At 65.3% G+C, this 21762-nt stretch carries 15 protein-coding genes; 12 read left to right on the top strand and 3 right to left on the bottom strand.

What is annotated here, in order from left to right:
• Positions 1–398: 398 nt before the first annotated feature.
• From mtrA to secA, 7 genes are all read left to right on the top strand, one after another.
• Entirely contained in the window at positions 399–1073 is a 675-nt protein-coding gene (gene mtrA, locus SMD14_RS13300; RefSeq protein ID WP_102974915.1) for an MtrAB system response regulator MtrA, read from the top strand.
• A gap of 142 nt (positions 1074–1215) precedes the next feature.
• The gene (gene mtrB / locus SMD14_RS13295; RefSeq protein WP_321216270.1) at positions 1216–2967 is read left to right on the top strand and encodes an MtrAB system histidine kinase MtrB; all 1752 of its coding nucleotides are present in this window, start codon (positions 1216–1218) and stop codon (positions 2965–2967) included.
• Positions 2964–4682 carry an LpqB family beta-propeller domain-containing protein gene (locus SMD14_RS13290; protein ID WP_157241758.1) on the top strand — a complete coding sequence of 573 codons (1719 nt, stop codon included), beginning with the start codon at positions 2964–2966 and terminating at the stop codon, positions 4680–4682. The genes mtrB and SMD14_RS13290 overlap by 4 nt, the downstream gene beginning before the upstream one ends.
• 104 nt (positions 4683–4786) lie before the next feature.
• Positions 4787–5710, top strand: coding sequence for a phosphoribosyltransferase family protein (locus tag SMD14_RS13285; protein WP_321213944.1), 924 nt, complete (start codon positions 4787–4789; stop codon positions 5708–5710).
• Between the two features lie 144 nt (positions 5711–5854).
• Entirely contained in the window at positions 5855–6580 is a 726-nt protein-coding gene (gene hpf, locus SMD14_RS13280; RefSeq protein ID WP_157241760.1) for a ribosome hibernation-promoting factor, HPF/YfiA family, read from the top strand.
• A 32-nt stretch (positions 6581–6612) separates the two neighbouring features.
• Positions 6613–7878, top strand: coding sequence for a DNA glycosylase AlkZ-like family protein (locus SMD14_RS13275; protein ID WP_321213943.1), 1266 nt, complete (start codon positions 6613–6615; stop codon positions 7876–7878).
• 47 nt (positions 7879–7925) lie between these two features.
• On the top strand, positions 7926–10664 hold the full coding sequence (gene secA, locus SMD14_RS13270) for a preprotein translocase subunit SecA (RefSeq protein WP_321213942.1): 2739 nt from the start codon (positions 7926–7928) through the stop codon (positions 10662–10664).
• Between the two features lie 98 nt (positions 10665–10762).
• On the opposite strand, the gene SMD14_RS13265 is transcribed toward secA, so the two are convergent.
• The gene (locus SMD14_RS13265; RefSeq protein ID WP_321213941.1) at positions 10763–11272 is read right to left on the bottom strand and encodes an Rv3235 family protein; all 510 of its coding nucleotides are present in this window, start codon (positions 11270–11272) and stop codon (positions 10763–10765) included.
• A 91-nt stretch (positions 11273–11363) separates the two neighbouring features.
• Entirely contained in the window at positions 11364–12266 is a 903-nt protein-coding gene (locus SMD14_RS13260; RefSeq protein ID WP_321213940.1) for a LysM peptidoglycan-binding domain-containing protein, read from the bottom strand.
• Positions 12267–12395: 129 nt separating this feature from the next.
• Between SMD14_RS13260 and SMD14_RS13255 the strand changes: the two genes are divergently transcribed.
• A complete protein-coding gene (locus SMD14_RS13255) occupies positions 12396–12965 on the top strand; it encodes a hypothetical protein (protein WP_321213939.1) in 570 nt (189 codons plus the stop codon).
• A gap of 37 nt (positions 12966–13002) precedes the next feature.
• Here the strand turns inward: SMD14_RS13255 and SMD14_RS13250 are convergent, their stop codons facing one another.
• Positions 13003–13218: a helix-turn-helix domain-containing protein gene (locus SMD14_RS13250; RefSeq protein WP_009356834.1), complete on the bottom strand. Its 216-nt coding sequence runs from the start codon at positions 13216–13218 to the stop codon at positions 13003–13005.
• A gap of 155 nt (positions 13219–13373) precedes the next feature.
• On the opposite strand from SMD14_RS13250, the gene SMD14_RS13245 reads away from it, so the two are divergent.
• From SMD14_RS13245 to SMD14_RS13230, 4 genes are read left to right on the top strand one after another with little or no spacing between them, the layout of a single operon-like run.
• Positions 13374–14018, top strand: coding sequence for a hypothetical protein (locus SMD14_RS13245; protein WP_321213938.1), 645 nt, complete (start codon positions 13374–13376; stop codon positions 14016–14018).
• Entirely contained in the window at positions 14015–15322 is a 1308-nt protein-coding gene (locus SMD14_RS13240; protein ID WP_321213937.1) for a P-loop NTPase, read from the top strand. The genes SMD14_RS13245 and SMD14_RS13240 overlap by 4 nt, the downstream gene beginning before the upstream one ends.
• Positions 15323–15379: 57 nt before the next feature.
• Entirely contained in the window at positions 15380–20233 is a 4854-nt protein-coding gene (locus tag SMD14_RS13235) for an NAD-glutamate dehydrogenase (RefSeq protein WP_321213936.1), read from the top strand.
• Between the two features lie 28 nt (positions 20234–20261).
• Positions 20262–21728, top strand: coding sequence for a PAS domain-containing sensor histidine kinase (locus SMD14_RS13230; protein ID WP_321213935.1), 1467 nt, complete (start codon positions 20262–20264; stop codon positions 21726–21728).
• The last annotated feature ends 34 nt before the right edge of the window (positions 21729–21762 follow it).

Below are 21762 nucleotides of genomic sequence, written 5' to 3'. Positions count from 1 at the left end.
TTGAAACGGCGGCGGCCCCCAAGGCTGCTGCGCCGAATGCGGTTGCCACGACGGCGGCCCCCACGGGTTCCGGGCCGGTGGTTGCTGCTCCGGAGGTTGTTGCCCGGACGGCTGTTGTCCCGATGGCTGCGGTCCTGGCGGCTGGTGGCCGGAGGGGTGCCGCCAGGCAGCCTGCCGGTCCTGAGGCTCCTGCGCGTCCGAATCCTGTGGTGACACCGATGTTCCTTCCCCCGTACCAGTGCGCCGTCAGCCAGGCGCCCGCTCCATTGACGCAGGCGCGGCGCGCCAACGCACGGCGTGGCACCAGCCTATAGTTCCGGCGTCGGGCATCCTAGCGCCCCGCCATGCCGGAGGGCGTCCAATAGGACAAAGCCATCCTCATAAGGGAATATATAGCTATGAAGGCACGCATTCTGGTGGTAGATGATGACGAAGCGCTGGCCGAAATGATTGGAATTGTTCTCCGCAACGACGGCTTCGAGCCCGTCTTCTGCGCGGACGGCGCCCAGGCGCTGGACGTTTTCCGGTCATCCCGGCCGGACCTTGTGTTGCTGGACCTCATGCTTCCCGGTGTGGACGGCATCGAGGTCTGCCGGCAGGTCCGCGCGGAGTCGGATGTTCCGATTGTCATGCTCACCGCCAAGTCAGATACGTCCGACGTCGTCCGCGGACTCGAGTCCGGCGCCGATGACTACGTGCCCAAGCCGTTCAAGCCGGCGGAACTCGTGGCCCGCGTCCGTGCACGGCTCCGACCCGGTGACCAGAAAGCGCCCGAAACGTTGCGCATCGCGGACATCACCATTGATGTCGCCGGGCACACCGTCAGCCGGGGCAACGAGCGGATCTCTCTGACGCCCCTGGAGTTTGACCTCCTGGTGGCGCTCGCCCGGAAGCCTTGGCAGGTGTTCACCCGCGAACTGCTGCTCGAGCAGGTCTGGGGCTACCGGCACGCTGCCGATACGCGCCTTGTGAACGTCCATGTCCAGCGGCTTCGTTCCAAGATCGAGCAGGATCCGGAAGCTCCGGAAGTCGTATTGACGGTGCGTGGTGTCGGCTACAAAGCAGGGGCCTGAACCCGCGGCGCAAGGCGGTACACCCGGTACGGGCGTGCCAGCTTCCGCGAACCCCGCTCCGGGGGAAACTTCCGGGCACCACAGCAGCGGCACCGGGCCGCCGCCTCCCCCCGAACACACGGACGCCATCAGCCTGCGGGGCCTGACGTTCCGCGCCCATCTCTGGCAGCGGCGGTCCCTGGTTGTCAGCCTGCGCGTTGCGCGGCTGGTCAAGACCGGAGTCCGCCGGTTCCTGCCGGCGCTGCGGTACGTCGGACGTTCCCTCCACCGCCGGTGGCGCCGGTCCCTGCAGTTCCGGACTGTCCTCACCACCCTGCTCCTGGCCGTCACCTCCTTCGCTGTGGTGGGCGCGTACCTGTCCAACCAGATTGCCAACAACCTCTTCCAGGAGCGGTTGACGCAGGCCGAGTCGGAGACCCGCTACAACGTCAAGCAGGTGCAGGACACGTTCGACGGCGCGCAGGTCACCGACCAGGCCAGCGTGATCACCCTCGTTTACGACACCCTGAACGCCGTGGAGGGCCGCGGGTCGGTCATCCAGCGCAGGTACGTCTTCGAGGCCGTGCCTGAACAGACCAAACCGCGGAACCGCTGGGTCGAATCCCGGGCCTCCGACCAGTTGACCGTCAGCGTCATTCCGCCGGCGCTTCGCAAGGCCGTGCAGGAATCCGGGAAGGACCAGTACTGGGCATCCACGGTCATCCCGGTCGGCACCGAGGACCGGCCAGGCATTGCCGTGGGCAACAAAGTGACCTTCAACGGCACCGTCTACGAGCTCTACCTTATTTACGACCTGAATACCGCCCAGAAGACGCTGGACGAGATCCAGAGCGTCCTGTGGGCGGGCGGTGCGGTGCTGGTGCTCCTGATCGGAGCCGTCGCCTGGTATGTCACGCGGAACGTGGTCAGCCCGGTCAGCCACGCCGCCATGGTCTCCGAGAAGCTCGCCGCGGGCCAGCTGCAGGAGCGGATGGTGGTCCGGGGTGAAGATGAAGTGGCCCGCCTCGGCGCCTCCTTCAACCACATGGCAGCCAGCCTCCAGGAACAGATCACCCAGCTGGCAACCCTCTCCCAGATGCAGCAGCGCTTCGTCTCGGACGTCTCCCACGAGTTGCGGACACCGCTGACCACCGTCCGGATGGCTGCGGAGGTCCTGTACGACGCCCGGCACGATTTCGACCCCATCAACAAGCGTTCGGCGGAACTGCTCTACAACCAGGTGGAGCGTTTCCAGTCGCTCCTCTCGGACCTGCTGGAGATCTCCAGGTTCGACGCCGGTGTGGCGGTACTGGATGCGGAAGCGGAGGACATCCTGCAGGTGATCGCCCACGCCATCGAGGGTGCGGCCCCGGTGGCTGCCGAATATGGTTCCGAGATTGTCCTCAGGGCACCGGAGGGTGCCGTCATCGTGGAAATGGATGCCCGCCGTATCGACAGGATCCTGCGGAACCTGATCCTCAACGCCGTGGAACACGGCGAAGGTAAGCCAGTCACTGTCACCGTGGCGGCCAGCCAGACCGCCGTCGGGATTGCCGTCCGGGACCAGGGGATCGGAATGGATCCCGCGGAAGCGGCGCGCGTCTTTGACCGTTTCTGGCGGGCAGACCCTGCGCGGGCGCGCACTACCGGCGGAAGCGGCCTCGGCCTGTCCATCGCCATGGAAGACACCAAACTGCACAATGGCTGGCTCCAGGCGTGGGGCAGGAAGGGAAGCGGCGCCAACTTCCGGCTGACGCTGCCGCTCCGCCAAGGAGAAGAGATCGACAAGTCGCCGGTCCAGCTGGAGCCGGAGGACATCACCCTTCCCGGTGAGCCGCGCTCAGAGAACATACTCGTCCTGGAAACGGGTGCCGCGTCGCTTGCTCCGGCATCGTCCCCGAAGGAGGGAAAATGATCGGTCGCGCCGGCCGCCGGGCCAAGCTGCATGCTTCACTGCTGGTCCTCCTGCTGGTGCTGCTGGCCGGCTGCGCCCGTATTCCCACCTCGGGGCCGGTGGGCAAAAGCAGCGAAGGCAGCGCGGGCAACGTCAGCGCGCCGGTGTTCCTGCCGGCAGCTCCCCAACCGGGTGCCTTGCCGGAAACCATCATCGATTACTTCTACCGGGCCGGCAGCGGCTATGAGGACGACTACGCTGTGGCACGCCAGTACCTGACCCAGGCCGCCTCGGTGTCCTGGAAGCCGGACCAGCGGGCGCTCGTCTACCGGGAGGCGCGGGTGGTGGCAACGGGAAACGAGAACGTCTACAACTACGAGCTGGATGTCGCCTACACCGTGGATGCGGACGGCATCGCCACACAGTCGCCGGAGGGAACCATTGAGAATATCCCGGTGACTCTCACCCAGGTGGATGGTGAATGGCGTATTTCAGGCCTCCCGGACGGCACCGCCATTGCTGAGGAAACCTTCAAGGTGATTTACGGGGCTTACCCCATCTACTTCTACGACCCCACATTCACGTTCGCTGTCCCGGACGTCCGCTGGTTCATCAAGAACAAGACCGTCAAGGCGATGACCAGCGCACTGCTGGCAGGGCCGGCGCCGTACCTGCGCGGGGCGGTGGCGAGTGCCTTTCCGTCCGGCATCAAGCTCGCGCGGGAGTCGGTCCCCGTCGTCTCAGGGGCTGCGCAGGTGGACCTGACGGCCAAGGAACTGATGGAGACGTCCCCGGAGGACCGGCTCCGGATGCAGATGCAGCTGACGCTGACGTTCCGCAGCCAGCCCGACGTCGTCAATGTCGAGCTGCGCGCCAACCAGGACCTGGTGCGGGTGGAAGACAACGGAGCCGTCCTCCCGCCGGTCCAGGACAAGAGCGTGCCGTCCCGCCAGATTGCCATCAGCGGCAACGAGCTGGTGCGGTACGAGAACAACAGGGTTTCGCCGCTTCCGGACATGCAGCCCGTATCATCGTTCGCGCCGCGGTTCCCCGCGGAGTCCCCGGTTTCGCAGACGGCCGCTTTCCTCAACGAAAGCCGCACGACGCTGTACAGCATCAGTCCCGGGCAACCCGCCCGGGCCCTGACCACGAGGAGCACCCTGAGCCGGCCATCCTTCGGCCTCAGCGAATGGGTGTGGTCGGCAGGTCCGGGTGCCACGGGCGGCACTGAAGTTGTGGCGTTCCGCCCGGCCGGGATTGCGGAGGGCGCCGCCGTTCCAACTGTCACCCTGTCGCCCGCATGGCTGGCTGGAAGGACAGTCAAGGAGTTCCGGATTTCCAGGGAAGGGGTCCGGGCGCTGGTGATTTCGGAGCAGAACGGCAAAACCAGGGTTCAGGTAACCGGAATCATCCGGGGCGCCGACGGCACCCCGCGGGAGCTGACACCGCCGGCCACCTTGGCCACCGGCAGCGATCCGGACCAGGGCGTCTGGGTCACGGATACAACTGTTGCCGTGATGAAGGCATCAGCGGGGCAGAACGTCACCCCGGAACTGCTGTCCCTCACCTCCGGGCAGCCGCAGCAGCTGGCACCGTGGCCAGGCCTCGTGGCCCTCAGCGCGGGCAACGGGGCTGAGGAAATCTATGCACAGTCGGCTGAAGGGATTTTCCAGCGGCTTGGTAACGGCTGGTCTCCGCAGATCAAGGGCCCGATCGATCCGGCATTTCCCGGCTGAGAACCGCGGCCGGACATCGTGGCCGGCAGTAGCGCTTCGGGGCACTGTCCACATAGCGCGCCTGCCCGCTGCGCGGCGACGGGGCGCAGGCCGAAGATGGTGGGGTGAGCCGCAGACCCTCAGCCGGCGGGCGGGCCGTGACAGGTGTCCGGCTCGATCCCGACCTTGACCCGCCCGACGGAATTGCCGCCCGGCACCGCTCAGACCACGGCAGCGCCTTCCTCCGGTTCACCGACCAGCTCACGGGAGCGGCGGCGGACCTCCTGTCGCTTGCTGTTCCGGTTGACTGCGTCAGCTGCGGCGCGGAAGACCGGGCGCTCTGCATCCCCTGTGATCGTCGCATCCGGCACCTCACCGCAGCCCCGTTCCGGGCAGAAAGCGGAGCGCCGGCACTCATGGATGTGGACGGGTCGGTGCTGCTTCCGGTGGTGGCTGCCGGCGTCTACCGCGAAGAGCTCGCGCAGGCCCTGCTTTCGTTCAAGAGGCACGGCCAGCAGCAGCTCAAGCGAAGCCTGGGCCGCGCGCTCGCCGGGGCGGTTCGCGCAGCCGCCGAGGGCTCCGGAGAGATCTGCCTCGTCCCCGTGCCCACCAGCACCAAGGCCTACCTGAATCGGGGTTTCAGCCCTGTCCACCTGCTGCTGGCCAGGGCCTCGCAGCAGCTTGCAGGGTTGCCTGTCGCAGATGTCCTCACCAAGGCCGGCGGGTCCGTCCTGCAGCTGCCGGGCGGCCAAAAAGGCCTGGGCCGGGGCGCCCGGGCGCAGCGGGTGCGCGGTTCCATGCGGGTCTCCAGGCGGGGGCGGGCAAAGGTGGCCGGGCGCCGCTGCGTCATCATCGACGACGTCCTGACCACCGGCTCCACGCTGGCCGAAGCAGCCCGCGCGCTCCATGCAGCAGGGGCAAAGGTAACGGGTGCCGTCGTCCTCGCTGCGACACGCCCGCCGGACGCCGAGGGCCACGGCGCCCCACTCCCGAAGACCCGCGGAAGCCGCCATGACTTAGAAAAAAATAAACCAAGAAAGGATGAATAACGGGTGCCTATGAACTAACGTCGGTGGTGGGTACCAAGAACAGAATGTACCTTTCGATGGCGGCTCGGAGAGGGGCTCGACTGTCACACAGATCGGCCCAGGGAAGCGCCGCCGTCGTGTCACCGAAGTCATTTGGAGGGCACCATGGAGTTTATGATCAGCGGACGAAATCTGACAGTCTCAGACCGGTTCCGTGAATATGCCGGGGAAAAGATTTCGAAAATCGAGTCGCTTGGGGACAAGGTCCAGCGGGTGGACGCGAAAGTCTCGAAGGAGACCAATGCCCGGCAGACCGGCGACCAGCTGACCGTTGAGGTGACGGTGCTGGGCCGGGGACCCGTGATTCGTGCCGAAGCCAGCGCCGCTGACAAGTTCGCGGCCTTTGATCTTGCCTACAACAAACTGCTTGAACGGCTCCGTCGGGCCAAGGACCGCAAGAAGGTCCACCATGGACGGCACACCCCTAAGGCTGTCCGGGAAGCGACGGCCACCCTGGAACCCGCCAGCACGCAAGAACCGCTTTATGTCGAGGCCAGCCACCGGAATGAGGCCGTCGCCGCCCCCGAGGACAAGTCTCCCTACGATGTTGAAAACGACATCCCGGCCGGCAACTCGCCCGTCCTGATCCGGCGCAAGGTTTTTCCTGCCGCCTCCCTCTCCCTCGACGACGCCGTGGACAACATGGAACTTGTGGGCCATGATTTCTACCTTTTCGTGGACAAGGCCACCAACACGCCGTCGGTCGTGTACCGGCGCCGCGGCTGGACCTACGGGGTCATCACGCTGGATCACGAGTGCGAACCCGGAGACACCGTGGTGGAGGAAAAGGTCATTGCGTACCGTTCGGACGACGCCGCCGCAAACGCGTAGGGTGGTTGACACCATCCACAGAGAGGACTGAAGTGTCAGCGACGCTGAGCCTGGACCAGGCACGGCGGATCGCTTTGGCAGCCCAGGGACTCGACAAAGGACGGCCCACCGGCCCCGTGACCTCACGGGCGGTGGGCCGCACCTTTGCCCGGATCCAGCTCGTCCAGATCGATTCCGTGAACGTCGTCTCCCGGAGCCACCTCCTGCCCTTCTTTTCGCGGCTGGGAAACTACGACCGAACCATCCTCCAGCGAATGACCGCCGTCCATCCGCGGCGCATGGTGGAGTACTGGGCACACGAAGCGAGCTACATCCGCCCGGAGCACTACGCGGACCTCCTCCTGTGGCAGAAGCGCTCCTGGGTCGGCGCCTCCCGCATGGACCCTGACCTTCGCGCCGCAATCGCAGGGAAGATCCTGGACACGCTGGCACGCTCCCGGCCCCTGACCGCGGCCCAGCTGACTGCCAGGATGGGCCACGTCGAGGAGAAGGAGACTGCCAACTGGGGCTGGAACTGGAACGCCGTCAAACGGGTGCTCGAGCACCTGTTCGAGGAGGGCGTGGTCTCCGCGGCAGCGCGGACGGAGCAGTTCGAGCGCAGGTACACGTTGACATCCAGGGTGCTGCCGGAGTTGTCCGGGCCGGCGACAGGCGACGCCGGTCCAGCGGAAGCGATGCACCGGCTGATCGACGCCGCTGCCCAGGCACATGGCATCGGCACCCTACGTTGTTTCGCGGATTACTTCCGCACCCCTCCGAAGGCCGCGGCGGCCGCCGTCGAACATCTGGTGCGGATGGGCAGGCTGGAACGCGTCACAGTTCCGGGCTGGGAGCGTGATGTCTTCCGCCATGTCGAAGCGAGGTTGCCTCGGCGCGCCACCGGCCGCGCCTTGCTGAGTCCGTTCGACTCCCTGGTGTTCGAACGCCGGCGGCTTGAGGAACTGTTCGGCTTCCACTACCGGATCGAGATTTACACGCCCGAACACAAGAGGCGCTACGGGTATTACGTCCTTCCCTTCCTCCTCCGCGACAGGATCGTGGCCCGTGTGGACCTGAAGGCGGACCGCCAACGCGGGATCCTGCTGGCGAGGTCCGCCTTCGCGGAGCCTTACGCCCCACCGGACACCGCCGTCGAACTCGCTGCGGAGCTTCGGCTCATGGCCGACTGGCTCGGCCTGTCCGAAGTGGAAGTCTTCCCGGTTGGCGACCTCGCCGGGAGCCTCGCCGCGGCGGTCAGCGGCAGGGGAGTATCCGCTCTGAGGGAACAAACGGGGCTCGCGGCGGCGTCTCTCCCGTAGACTAAAAACGCCAGAATTCGGCGGCATGAGACTGGGAGCATCTTCACGTGGCATCACTTATCGAAAAACTTCTCCGCACCGGTGACAAAAAAACACTCCGGCAGCTGAGGAACTATGCCGACTCCATCAATGCCCTGGAAGACTCCTTCAAGACCTTCACGGATGCCGAACTCCGGGAAGAAACTGCCCGGCTCCGCGAACGCCACCAGGATGGCGAGGAGCTGGATGACCTGCTTCCGGAGGCTTTTGCCGCAGTCCGCGAAGCTTCGTCACGGACCCTGGGGATGCGCCACTTCGATGTCCAGTTGATGGGTGGTGCCGCCCTGCACCTGGGCAATATCGCGGAAATGAAGACCGGCGAAGGCAAGACCCTGGTGGCGACCGCTCCCGCCTACCTGAACGCGTTGACCGGCAAGGGTGTCCACGTGGTCACCGTTAACGACTACCTCGCCGAATACCAGTCCGACCTCATGGGCCGCGTCTACCGTTTCCTTGGTTTGACCAGCGGGTGCATCCTGGCCAACCAGGACCCGGCGGTCCGGCGCCAGCAGTACGCCGCGGACATCACGTACGGCACCAACAACGAGTTCGGTTTCGACTACCTCCGCGACAACATGGCGTGGGACAGGAACGAGCTCGTCCAGCGCGGGCACAACTTCGCCATCGTTGACGAGGTGGACTCAATCCTCATCGATGAGGCGCGTACCCCGCTCATCATCTCCGGCCCCGCCCAGGGGGACACAAACCGCTGGTACAGCGAATTTGCCAAAGTGGTCCAGCGGCTGCAGCCGGAGAAGGATTACGAGGTCGACGAGAAGAAGCGCACCGTCGGCGTCCTGGAGAGCGGCATCGAAAAGGTGGAGGACTACCTCGGCATCCAGAACCTGTACGAGTCCGCGAACACGCCCCTCATCGGGTTCCTTAACAACGCCATCAAGGCCAAGGAACTGTTCAAGCGGGACAAGGACTACGTCATCCTGGACGGTGAAGTGCTGATTGTCGACGAGCACACCGGCCGCATCCTGGCCGGCCGGCGCTACAACGAGGGCATGCACCAGGCGATCGAGGCCAAGGAAGGCGTCGAGATCAAGGCTGAGAACCAGACCCTGGCCACCGTTACGCTGCAGAACTACTTCCGCATGTACGACAAGCTCTCGGGCATGACCGGCACCGCCGAAACCGAGGCGGCCGAGTTCATGAGCACCTACAAGCTGGGCGTAGTGGCCATTCCCACCAACCGGGACATGCAGCGCATCGACCAGCCGGACCTCGTCTACAAGAATGAAACGGTCAAGTTCGACGCCGTTGTGCGGGACATTGCCGAACGCCACGAAAAGGGCCAGCCTGTCCTGGTGGGCACCACCAGCGTTGAAAAGAGCGAATACCTCTCCCGGCTCCTTGCCAAGGAAGGCATTCGCCACGAGGTCCTCAACGCGAAGAACCATGCACGCGAAGCCGCCATCGTTTCCCAGGCGGGCCGAAAGGGTGCCGTTACGGTGGCAACCAACATGGCCGGCCGCGGTACCGACATCATGCTCGGCGGCAACGCTGAGTTTACCGCCGTCGCCGAGCTCGCGAAGCGCGGACTGGACCCTGAAGAGAACTCCGAGGAGTACGAGTCCCAGTGGCCCGCCGCCCTTGAGGCTGCCAAGCAGTCCGTCAAGGACGAGCATGAGGAAGTCCTGGATCTCGGCGGACTTTACGTCCTTGGCACCGAGCGCCACGAATCACGCCGCATCGACAACCAGCTCCGCGGACGTTCCGGCCGCCAGGGCGATCCCGGCGAGTCCCGGTTCTACCTGTCGTTGACCGATGACCTCATGCGGCTCTTCAACTCAGGGGCGGCGGAACGGCTCATGAACAGCTCCGTGCCCGACGACGTCGCACTGGAATCGAAGCTGGTGTCCCGGGCAATCGCCTCCGCCCAGGGGCAGGTTGAGGGCCGCAACGCCGAACAGCGCAAGAACGTCCTGAAGTACGACGACGTCCTTAACCGCCAGCGAGAAGCGATCTACAGCGACAGGCGCCGGATCCTCGAAGGCGACGACCTGCATGAGAAAGTCCAGTTCTTCGTCGAAGACACCATCACCGCTTTCATCGACGCCGCAACGGCCGAAGGTAACGGGGACGACTGGGACTACAACCTGCTCTGGACCAACCTCAAGACGCTCTACCCCGTCAGCGTTACTCCGGACGAGATCATCGAGGAAGCCGGCGGGAAGTCCAGGCTCACTGTTGAGTTCCTGAAAGAGGAGCTGTTGTCCGACGCACGGCTGGTGTACCAGGCGCGCGAGGAAGCCATCGGCTCCGAAAGCATGCGGGAACTTGAGCGCCGGGTGGTCCTCTCCGTCATTGGACGGAAGTGGCAGGAACACCTGTATGAGATGGACTACCTCAAAGAGGGCATTGGCCTGCGCGCCATGGCACAGCGTGATCCCCTCGTGGAGTACCAGCGTGAAGGCTTCCTCCTGTTCCAGAGCATGATGGAAGCCATCCGCGAAGAGAGCGTGGGGTTCCTGTTCAATCTCGAAGTGGAAGTCACTCCTGCCCAGGACGTGGTGGTGCCGGATGCACAGGGCGGACACACCGAGCATGTCGAACCGCAGGTACGGGCCGCCGGTCTGGAAGCTCCGGAAAAGCCTGCCCAGCTGCAGTACACGGCTCCGAGCGAAACCGGTGGCACGCAGACCAGGGTAGAGACCCGTTCCTCCGGCCGTTCCGGAAATCCGGCCAAGGCGGCCGCGCAGGATGCGGCAAAGCGCCCCGCAAAGAAAAAGCGCCGCTGACCACAGAACGACCTGCCTGCCGGCCGCGGTGCCAGGCAATGAGTGCGGGCAGGGCCGGGAACAGTGGTTCCCGGCCCTGCTTTCTTTCCGCTGCGTCGTCAACCAATGACAAGTTCGGTCACCCGCCAAACCTGCTTGCTTTGCTCCAGCCGGACGGCAACGGCACGGGCCCGTACGTCGTCCACCACCACTGCGCTGGCCTCGTAAATGCCGTCGGCGACCTCGCAGACCCGGACCGACCTGACAGTCGAGTTGCGATGGAGCCTTGCCAGGGCCGGACTGCCCGTACGCGTGAGCTCGCGGCGGATAAGGGCGGCCCGGTGTTGCAGGGCCGCCAGGCAACGGGGGTCAAGGCGCCGGGCAAGCTGATGGATCGGCCGGATCCCGGCAAGTACCTCCATGGCCGCCTGCACTGTGGTGCGGGTGACTGCGCGGACCTCCGCCATGTCGTCGACGGGACGCAAAGGCGTGGAAGCTGCCTGGCGGCCCGGAGACAACGGTGGCGTGGTTGGCCGGCGCGGCGCATGTCCTGCCTCCGCTCCCGGGGCCGTCCCTTGGCCCGCCCTGTTTGTGGTCTTGGCCGTGCGTATCGGTGTCACTGCACTCATTGGTTTCCCCTTGGTTGGATTGCCCGTCAGTGGGATGGCGGACGGGATCGGGCTTGGCTCGTAGGGTGTGGCCTGGCTATTCGCGGCCCGGCTATTTGTGGGCGGGTGAAGGTGGCTGAAGAATCTGTCCCGGGAGCAGCACGTCAGGGTTCTGTCCTATGAGTGCCAGGTTGGCCTGGTACCAGCGGGGCCATTGAAGCGCGATGTCCAGGTCCGAAGCACCGTGTCCCAGATGACGGGCAGCGATGTCCCACAGGGTGTCTCCCGCCTGGACGGTGACGCCTTCAACCTCCGCAGGCGCTGCTTCCCGGGTGGCACGGATGGCAGGAGCCGCAAGCATGCCCGGATTCACCACCGGCGGGACCGGTTGCCAGCCGGGGTGGACGGGTGGCGGTGGCGCCGTTGTTTCAACGACGGCGTGTTCCTTCCCTGTATGGACCGGCGCCACGTTGCCGGCCGGTGCTTCATTCCCGGATCGGGTCACTGCACCGGCCAGCGTCTCCGTATGGGCCGGCGGGGATTTAGCTGGATCTTGGGCTGTCGCAGTGGCAGGGCCGGCGGGCGCCGAGGATGAGTGGCCTTGCGTGGGTGCCCACACCGGGCCGGGCGCCGGTACCGAGGCGTGGGCCACGGGTCCGGCCAGGAGTTGAACGGACAGCGCGCCAAGCACCAACCGCTGCATGAAAGCGGGGGAAAGCTTCCGCGTGGCTGCTGCGGCCCGGGCTCTGCCTGTTCTGGCCAGGACGGCGGTAGCGGCCGCGCACGCCAGCGACACGAACCACCAGGCCACAATGCCCGCTCCTGCAATGCCTGCTGCGGCAGCCAGATGAATTTCCACGCCGGGCAGCTGCTGCCGCGCGTACGAATCCTTCCACTGTGCCAGCAGCCCCGAGCCGATGAGGCACAGTAGAAGGCCCAACAGGAGAACAGCTGCCGCTGCCACGGCGTCGGCAGACAACCGCGGTGATCCCGGCCTAGCCACAGAACTGCTCATTTGATGCAGTTTGATGTTGTTTGATACGCATAAGGAAAGTTTGAGCCCGTGCGTGCAGGTTTGTCCATACGCTGGAAAGAATTACTTGATGCATTGACCGGCCGCCCGGCCCGGTCCTACGCTGACGCAATGCGCTGGGATGCACTCTTCAATGACATGGAAAGCCAATTTGCCGAATCGGAGCGGCTTTCCCTGGACGCGGAGATCAACGAACGGACCCGGGCGGAGATGGTGGACGTCGGGCTCGCGGACCGGCTCCGCGGCGCCTTGGGGTGCCGCCTCGCCGTGCATCTCGCGTGTGGCGATGTTGTCCGCGGCGCGCTGAGCCACGCTGGCGCGGACGCCTTGGTTCTCGATGAGGAGCGGCACCAGGTCCTGGTCCCGTATGCCGCCGCTGTACGTTATGTGGGCCTGGGCAGGTTCTCCGTGGCTGAACCGTCGGCGGTGCGCAGGGCGCTGGGACTTGCGCACGCGCTGCGCGCTTTGGCACGGGACCGCGCGGAACTGGCGGTGACGTTGGCGCATGGTGCCGGTGCGGTGAGGCTGGCCGGGGTCATCGACCGGGTGGGGAAGGATTATCTGGACCTGGCGACGTTCACTCCGGGAGAGGTGCGCCGCAGCAACCAAGTCGGCCAAGTGTCAGTCATCCCCTTGGCGGCGTTGGCGGCCGTCAGGTCACGGCGGACTGGCGATTCTTAGCCGGCGGTGCTGTTGGCGCCGAAGTCCCGGACGGAGCTCAGACGGACCTGGACTTGGATTCCTGGATCATCCGGCTGGCCTCGGCGTAGCGCTCCTCGATGTATTGCTCCAGCATCTTTTCTTCAACCCGCCATTGGCCGCGGCCGCCCACCTGGATGGCCTTCAGTTCTCCACTGCGGACCAGCGCGTACGCGGCCGGCGAGTTGATCTGAAGCTGCTCGGCGACATCTGCGAGCGTTAGGAACCTTGGCATGCCTCCATTTTGCCATCGAATGGGACCTTATGCTGCTGTTATCCACAGATTGGCCCTGTTTGGCATCGTGACTTTCGTTCCAGCGTCACGGCGGTAACAATGAGGGTGTTTGGACACGGCGAGCAGGGCCGGCGCACATAGGGGGAGAAATTTTCATGGTTCCTGATTCATCTGCCACGGCGGCCAGGCTGAAACGGCCATCATGGAAGGACCCCCGCCTGCTGGTAGGTGTCCTCCTGGTCCTGGTGTCCGTGGCGGGTGTTGTGTTCCTTGTCGGCAGTGCGGACCGGACCACCGAGGTATATGCGGCCCGTGACGGCATCGCCGTAGGGGAGAGGCTGACCCGGGATAACGTTGTGCGCGCAAAGGTGCGCCTGGGTGAGACGGAGGAGCAGTATATTACGGCCGAATCAGGCATCCCCGAAGGGGTGGTGGCGGTCCAGCGCATCGGCAAGGACCAGTTGGTGCCCCGCGCCAGCCTTGGCTCAGTCGACCAACTCGACCGGAAGCCGGTAGCCCTCACCATCGAGGAAACCCTCCCGACGCAAGCCGTCGCCGGCGCGAGGGTGGACGTTTGGGTTGCGCAGCCGGATGCCCGCAACGGATTCAGTGAACCGAAACTCCTCCTTCCCGGCGCTGAGATCGCGGAAGTAACTTCCGGCTCGACGACTCTGGGATCATCAAAAACCACCGTCCTGATGGTGTTGGTGGAGGATGGTCAAATGCCGGCCCTTCTGGGGGCCCAGGCCAACGAGGCGAAAATCTCTGTGGTCTGGAACCCGGGCGGCGGTGCCAGGTGAGCATCCCGGTAGTTACCGTCGGCCAGAGCAGGGACGATCTGGTGGGCGGGCTCGAGCGCCTGCATGGACCGGTAACGGTGGTCAGGAGGTGCACGGAACTTCCCGAACTTCTGGCGGCGTGCCAAAGCGGCCTGGCCAGGGCTGCGGTTGTGGCGGACGGGTCCGAAGGACTGACTTCCTCGCTCGTGGACAGGCTTTCGGCAGTTGGGGTGGCAATCATTGCCCTGACTGACAACGCCGACGAAGCCGCCCGGCTGCGGTCAATAGGGGTAGCTTCAGCGCTGACCGGCGTGGAGTCCGCGGCGCTCTCGGACAGGATCGCGGAGGCGGTAGCCCAACTTACAGGGCGGGGGCCAGGTGTTGCCCGGAGAAGCGGCCCGGCTGACCCCGGGGCTGCACTGAAGTCCGTCCAGGCCGAGCCGCCGGCGGGGCCGGATGAACCGGGTCCGGGCAGGATCATTGCGGTCTGGGGGCCGGCCGGAGCTCCCGGACGGACCACCGTTGCTGCAAATATCGCCGGTGAGTTGGCTGCGGAAGGAACGGCCGTGCTTCTTGTTGACGCCGACAGTTACGGCGCCAGCATCGCGGCTGTCCTGGGCCTCCTCGATGAGTCGGCGGGCCTGGCACAGGCATGCAGGCTCGCGGACCAGGGCCTGCTGGACAGGGAGGCGCTCGAGAAGATCGCCGCGCCAGTGGCAACCAAAGCGGGCACCTTCAGGGTCCTTACCGGGATTACCCGGGCGGACCGCTGGACGGAGCTCCGGGCCTCCGCCCTTGCGCTGGTCCTCGAACGCGCCCGGGAGATTGCGGAAGTCGTGGTGGTGGATGCCGGGTTCTGCCTTGAAGCGGACGAAGAACTCAGTTTCGATACGCTGGCCCCGCGGCGGAACGCAGCCACGCTGCGGTCGCTCGAGCTGGCTGACACGCTCTACGCTGTGGGTGCCGCGGACCCGGTGGGAGTGCCGAGGCTGGTCCGTGGCCTCGCAGAGCTCGAGTTGGCTGTTCCGCAGGCATCACCCATTGTTGTGATGAACCGCGTACGCGCCTCGTCGGTAGGCAGAGGGCCGGAGAGGCAGCTGATGGATGCCTGGGAGCGGTACGGTCCCGCGTCTGAGCTTAAGGCTTTCCTTCCCTACGACGTGTCTGCGGCGGATGCCGCACTGTTGGGAGGGTCCCTGCTGCTTGAGGTTGCTCCAGATTCGTCCCTCCGCCACGCCATCCGCAATTTGGTTTGTGCATCCGACCAGCAAAATCGGAAATCCTCTGTATTTTCTTCCACAGCACGGCGCCGGGCGAAGGACTAGGCTCGCCATAAGAGCTGCAAGGGTGCAGCGAATATCTTGTGATGGAGGCGTTTGTCGATGTCGTCTGGATCCAGCGTGGAGGATCAGCCCCTTTCCCTTGTAGGCGATGAGGGCTTCATTGGGGACTACTACCAGCACCTAGCCGAAGAGGATGCCCGAACGTACCCCCGGGACGTGCTGGTTGCCCGTGCCGACCATCACCGGGAGATCGCCTCCGTCCGGAGGCCTGGCCAGGCGAAGGTCGCCATTGCGGACGAGGAAGACAGCAGCGTGGTCTTCGTTGTCACAGATGACATGCCCTTCCTGGTGGACTCGGTCAACGCCGAACTCGTCCGGCAGCATGCCGCCATCAAGCTGGTCATCCACCCCCTCTTCGTGGCTACCCGGAACAGGGAGAGCGGCGAGCTCACCAAGGTCAGCAGGGTCCCGGCGCACCTTGGGATTTCCAGCGGCGACACGGCCGCCATGCCCAGCCTGTCCCACCTCATTGCCCAGGGTGAGAACGCCTCGCACATGGAGTCCTGGATCGCCGTCGAGATCAACCGCGTCTCGGAAGACGCGAAAGCCTCCCTCCTCGAAGGCCTTGAACGGGTCCTCAAGGATGTCCGCGCCGCCGTGGAGGACTGGCCAAAGATGCGCCAGAAGGCCATCCAAATCGCGGAAAGCCTTGACCAGACAGCCAACTCCTCGCAAATCGCCGAACTGCGGCAGGCGCAGGACCTCCTTCGCTGGCTCGACGACGGGAACTTCACCTTCCTGGGCTACCGGGAATACGACCTGGTCAACGTTGACGGGGAAGACGTCCTGGAGCTCCGTGAAGACAGCGGCCTTGGGCTGTTGCGGCCCTCCACCGACTCGCCCCACATTCAGCACCTGACGGACACCGGCCGGAAGAAGGCACGGGAAAAACGCGCCCTGGTCATCACGAAGGCAAACTCCCGCTCCACCGTCCACCGCTCGGCCTACCTGGACTACATCGGTGTGAAGAGCTTTGACGCCGCGGGGAATGTCAACGGCGAGCGGCGCTTTATCGGCCTCCTGGCAACCAGCGCCTACACCGGCTCCGTCCGGAATATTCCGATTGTGCGCGAGAAGGTTGACGCGGTGCTTCGAAGTGCCGGCTTTCCCCCGGACTCCCACTCCGGCAAGGATCTGCTGGGCATCCTGGAAACCTATCCCAGGGACGAGCTATTCCAGATTGAGGTCCCGGACCTCGCCGCCACTGCCCTCGGTATCCAGAAACTCCAGGAGCGTCGGCGCACCAGGCTGTTCCTTCGGCCTGACATCTACGGCCGGTTCATGTCCGCCGTCGTCTATCTTCCACGGGACAGGTACACCACGAACGTTCGCCTCCGCATCGAGCAGGAGCTGCGCGAAACGTTCCAGGCCGTCTCCATTGACTACGAAGCCCGCATGACGGAGTCGGCGCTGGCCCGCCTGTTCTTCCGCATCCGGCTGCCCAAGAACGCAGACATCAGCAACGTCAATGCGGAGGAGCTGGAGAAGCGCCTTGTGCGGGCTGCCCGCTCCTGGAGCGAAGGGATCGCGGAGGTCCTGCGCGAGGGGCGGGACGTTTCTGAGGCAAAGGAGCTTGCCGCCATCTGGTCGGAAGCGTTTCCCGCCAGCTACCGGGTGGACTACGAAGTCGAGGACGCACTCGAAGACATTGCACGGTTCGAGAAGTACGGTGCCGCCGCGGAACGGGCTGAAGGTGCTGTCCAGGAGCGCCCCGGCGTGCACGTCTATCTCCCGGAAGGTGCGGGGGCAACACTGGAGGAGGACGCGCGGGTCAAGCTCTACATGCTGGAGCCCAAGAGCCTCAGCCAGATCCTGCCGTACTTCCACAACCTCGGACTGGAGGTCCTGGACGAGCGGCCTTTCGAAATCGAAACGGCGGACCGCCGCGACTTCTTCCTGTACGACCTTGGCCTGAAGTACCCGGCAAAGGTGGACCCGGTCTCCACGGGCCAGCTCCTTGCCGAGTCCTTCGGCGCTGCAGTGACGGGTGCAGCCGAGTCGGACAGCTTCGACCGGCTGGTGCTGCGCGAGGGTCTGCAGTGGCGGAAGATCACCGTGCTGCGGGCCTACGCGCGGTACATGCGCCAGATGGGTAACACCAACTCCTTCGGCTTCATGGCCGATACCCTGCTGGCCAACCCCCGCGTGACCAAGGGGCTGACTGCGCTCTTCGCCGCGCGCTTCGATCCTTCCCTCAACGACGAAGAGCGCAATGAGGCCCAGGCGTCCGCCCGCAAGGACCTGGACTTGGCCATTGAAAAGGTGGAGACGCTCGACGCCGACAGGGTCCTCCGCACGTTCGTCAACCTGATCGAGGCGACGCTCCGGACCAACTACTACCAGAACAAGCCTCACCTGAGTTTCAAACTCGATCCCGCCCGGCTTGAGGGCCTGCCCTTCCCGCGCCCCATGTTCGAGATCTGGGTCTACGCGCCGCGGGTGGAGGGGGTCCATCTCCGCTTCGGCAAGGTGGCACGCGGCGGGCTTCGCTGGTCCGACCGCCGCGAGGATTTCCGCACCGAGATCCTTGGGCTGGTGAAAGCGCAGACGGTGAAGAACGCCGTCATCGTGCCTACGGGTGCGAAGGGCGGTTTCTTTGCCAAGCAGCTTCCCGACCCCACGGTTGACCGCGCCGCCTGGATGGCGGAAGGGATCGAAAGCTACAAGACCTTCATCAGGGGCCTGCTGGACATCACAGACAACCTCCTCACCGAGGGTGACAGCGAAAGGCTCGTGCCGCCGTCGGACGTTGTAAGGCACGACGACGACGATTCCTACCTTGTGGTGGCTGCCGACAAGGGCACCGCGACGTTCTCCGACATCGCCAACGGGCTCGCTGCCGAGTACGGTTTCTGGCTCGGGGACGCATTCGCGTCCGGCGGATCCGTGGGGTACGACCACAAGGCGATGGGCATTACGGCGCGGGGTGCGTGGGAGTCGGTGAAACGCCACTTCAGCGAACTCGACCTGGACACCCAGACCCAGCCGTTCACCGTGGTGGGCGTGGGGGACATGTCAGGGGACGTCTTCGGTAACGGCATGCTGTTGTCCCGCCACATCCGCCTCCTGGCGGCCTTCGACCACCGCCACATTTTCCTCGACCCCAACCCGGACGAGGAAGCCTCGTTTGCGGAGCGGCAGCGTTTGTTCGAGCTGCCGAGGTCCTCGTGGGATGACTACAACAAGTCGCTCATCAGTGAAGGCGGCGGAGTCTTCGCCCGGCAGGCCAAGTCGATCCCGGTTTCGCCCCAGGTCCGCACGGCGCTGGGACTGCCGGCCGAAACCACCGAACTCAGCCCGCCGGAACTCCTCCGCGCAGTCCTCCTTGCCCCCGCCGACCTGCTCTACAACGGCGGCATCGGGACTTACGTCAAGGCGAGCGCCGAGACCAACGCCTCGGTGGGGGACAAGGCCAACGACGCGATCCGGGTGGACGGCCGGGACCTGCGCGTCAAGGTGGTGGGCGAAGGCGGAAACCTCGGCATGACACAGCGCGGCCGCATTGAAGCGGCGCTGCAGGGTGTCATCCTCAACACGGACGCCATCGACAACTCCGCCGGCGTGGACTGCTCCGACCACGAAGTCAATATCAAGATCTTCGTGGACCGGATGGTGGCTGCCGGAAAGCTGTCGGCGGAAGAACGCTCCGGCTTCCTTGCATCGATGACCGACGAAGTGGGCCGGCTGGTTCTTGAAGACAACATTGACCAGAACATCCTGCTGCTGAACGACCGGACCAAGGTGGCCGAGTGGAGCCCGAGCTACGAACGGCTGATGGACTGGCTCGAGAAGACGGCCGACTTGAAACGGGACCTTGAGGCGCTTCCCTCCACCGAAGCGCTCCGGGAGCGGCTGCAGCAGGGCCAGGGGCTGACATCTCCTGAACTGTCGGTACTCGCCGCGTATGCCAAGATCGAGCTCGCGACGGCACTGCGGGAAAGCGACCTGGCAGACGACCCCTGGTTCAGGCAGACGCTGCGCGCCTACTTCCCCGCGCAGCTGCGGGAGCGTTTTGACGCTGAACTGGACACCCACCCGCTGCGGCGCGAGATCATTGCCACTGTGGTTGCCAACGACATGATTAACCTCGGCGGCATCACGTTCGCGTTCCGGGTGATGGAGGAAACGTCGGCCAGCGAAGCAGCGGTGGCAAAGGCATTCGTGGCCCTGCGGGAGATCTACGAGCTGGACCACATGGTGGGGGAGCTGAACAGCCTTCCGGCGTCCTTCCCCACCGAGCACTGGAGCGCCGTCCACCTGGACATCAGGCGGTTGCTTGACCGTGCAGTCCGCTGGCTCTTGGGCCAGGGCACGGTCTCCCGGCCGATAGCCGACGTCGTGTCGGAGTTCAAACCCGTGATGGAGCCGATGCGGGCCCACCTGCTGGACTACCTGCGGGGTGATGACCGGGAACGGGTGGCAGGCTGGCTGGAGACAGCGCGTGAATGGGAGCTGCCGGAAGGCCTCGCCCTGCGATGGGCGGAGCTTTTCGAGAGCTTCGTGCTGCTGGACATTGCCAAGATCGCGCATGGGCGCAAGGAGCCTGTGAATGAAATCGCGGCCGTCTACTACACCGTCTTCAACCGGTTCCACGCCGACTCGCTGCTGGAACGGATCAGCAGCCTGCCCCGGCAGGACAGGTGGCAGGCCCTGGCCCGGGCGGCCCTGCGGGATGACCTGTACTCCACCATCTCGGACATGACGATGGCGGTGCTGGACGCCACCGCTGCCAGCGACTCGCCGGAGGCCCGCCTGAAGGACTGGGAGGCTCAAAATGCCGAGCAGCTGAGCCGGGCCAAGTCCATGTTCGACGAGGTCAATTCACTTGAGGCCGACGATATGGCGTCACTGTCGGTAGCATTGAGGCTCTTGAGGTCAATCGTTCGACGCTAGCCAAGCCGGCGTCGCAAATGGAGGTGCAGTGGCAATCTTTACGGACCCTATCAGGGAACATGCTGATTTTGGGCCGGGCGATGCCGAGTGGCTGCACCTCCTGGTGGGGGACTGGCAGATGGTCGCGGACCTGGCGTTCGCGGACCTTGCGCTGTGGTTCCCGCACCCTGACCACGGGTATGTGGCGTTGGCGCATGTCCGGCCCTCCACCACGCACACGGTGTTCCACGGCGACTTCGTGGGCGAGGGCATCCGGTCCGACCTGCAGCCGCTCGTGGACAAGGCATGGAACAGCCGTTCCATCGAACGCTCCAGCGAAACGAACTGGAGCAGTGACATGGCCCTGCGGGTGGAGGCGGTCCCCATGGTCCGCAACGGGCGCACCCTTGCCGTGGTCACCACGCACATGGACCTGTCCAGCTCGCGGATGCCGTCCCGGCTCGAACTGACCTACCGCCAGTGCGCATATGACCTGCTGCGGATGGGCACGCTGGGGCTCTGGCCGGACTTCGCGTCGCCTACGGGTTCCCGGCGCGGTGCGCCGCGCGTGGGGGACGGGCTGATCAGGCTGGATGCAGAAGGCATCGTGCAGTACGCCAGTCCCAACGGTGTTTCTGCCTTCAGGCGGCTTGGTGACGGGGAATCCCTTGAGGGCCGGTCCCTCGCGGAGGTGACCGCCAGCCTCCTCAAGGACCGCCGCATGGTGGACGAGACGCTCCCCCTCGTAGTGACCGGCCGGATGCCCTGGCGCAGTGAGATCGAGTCCCGGGGGGTGAGCCTGTCCCTGCGCGCGATTCCGCTGCGCGACGAGCAGCAGCGCTTCGGCGCGCTGGTCCTGTGCCGCGATGTGTCCGAGTTGCGCCGGCGGGAAATGGAGCTTGTCACCAAGGACGCCACTATCCGGGAGATCCACCACCGGGTCAAGAACAATCTCCAGACCGTGGCGGCGCTGCTGCGCATGCAGTCCCGGCGCATGGTCAGCGACGAAGCCAAACAGGGCCTGGAGCAGGCGATGCGGCGGGTGGCCACCATCGCGCTCGTCCACGAGACCCTGTCCCAGGGCCTCACCCAGAGCGTGGATTTTGATGAGCTGATCGGACGTCAGTTCCGTCTTTCCGCGGAAGTCGCCTCGCCCTCGCAACAGGTCAGGACGGAACGCTCCGGCACCTTTGGCGAGCTGCCCAGCGACCTCGCCACCCCGTTGGCCCTGGTCATCAACGAACTGGTAACCAATGCCGTGGAGCACGGACTGGAGGGAAGGGCCGGAACGGTCTCGCTGATCGCTGACCGGTCGGAAGGGGATGACGGCGAGGAGCTCACCGTCACCATCGCCGACGACGGCGTGGGGCTTCCTGACACACCCCACGTTGAGGGGCTGGGGCTTCAGATCGTACGGACCCTCGTGACGAGCGAACTGGGCGGGACCATCCAGTGGCGGCCACGGGAGGGCGGCGGCACTGCCGTCGAGATCCGCCTCAGCCTCGCCGGGAAGTAGGTCGGGAGCCCGGCTACCTTCGCCGGAGCCGGAC

This window comes from Pseudarthrobacter oxydans, from assembly GCF_034258515.1.
In the GTDB taxonomy this organism is placed as follows: domain Bacteria; phylum Actinomycetota; class Actinomycetes; order Actinomycetales; family Micrococcaceae; genus Arthrobacter.
The sequence above is the reverse complement of the archived record's forward strand: the minus strand, read 5'-3'. Positions and strand labels throughout refer to the sequence as shown.

What these genes read in the sequence shown, in the direction of transcription:
- mtrA (WP_102974915.1), top strand. Translation starts at nt 399, where the DNA reads ATGAAGGCACGCATTCTGGTGGTAGATGATGACGAAGCGCTGGCCGAA.
- SMD14_RS13290 (WP_157241758.1), top strand. Translation starts at nt 2,964, where the DNA reads ATGATCGGTCGCGCCGGCCGCCGGGCCAAGCTGCATGCTTCACTGCTG.
- hpf (WP_157241760.1), top strand. Translation starts at nt 5,855, where the DNA reads ATGGAGTTTATGATCAGCGGACGAAATCTGACAGTCTCAGACCGGTTC.
- SMD14_RS13265 (WP_321213941.1), bottom strand. Translation starts at nt 11,272, where the DNA reads ATGAGTGCAGTGACACCGATACGCACGGCCAAGACCACAAACAGGGCG.
- SMD14_RS13260 (WP_321213940.1), bottom strand. Translation starts at nt 12,266, where the DNA reads ATGAGCAGTTCTGTGGCTAGGCCGGGATCACCGCGGTTGTCTGCCGAC.
- SMD14_RS13255 (WP_321213939.1), top strand. Translation starts at nt 12,396, where the DNA reads ATGCGCTGGGATGCACTCTTCAATGACATGGAAAGCCAATTTGCCGAA.
- SMD14_RS13250 (WP_009356834.1), bottom strand. Translation starts at nt 13,218, where the DNA reads ATGCCAAGGTTCCTAACGCTCGCAGATGTCGCCGAGCAGCTTCAGATC.
- SMD14_RS13245 (WP_321213938.1), top strand. Translation starts at nt 13,374, where the DNA reads ATGGTTCCTGATTCATCTGCCACGGCGGCCAGGCTGAAACGGCCATCA.
- SMD14_RS13235 (WP_321213936.1), top strand. Translation starts at nt 15,380, where the DNA reads ATGTCGTCTGGATCCAGCGTGGAGGATCAGCCCCTTTCCCTTGTAGGC.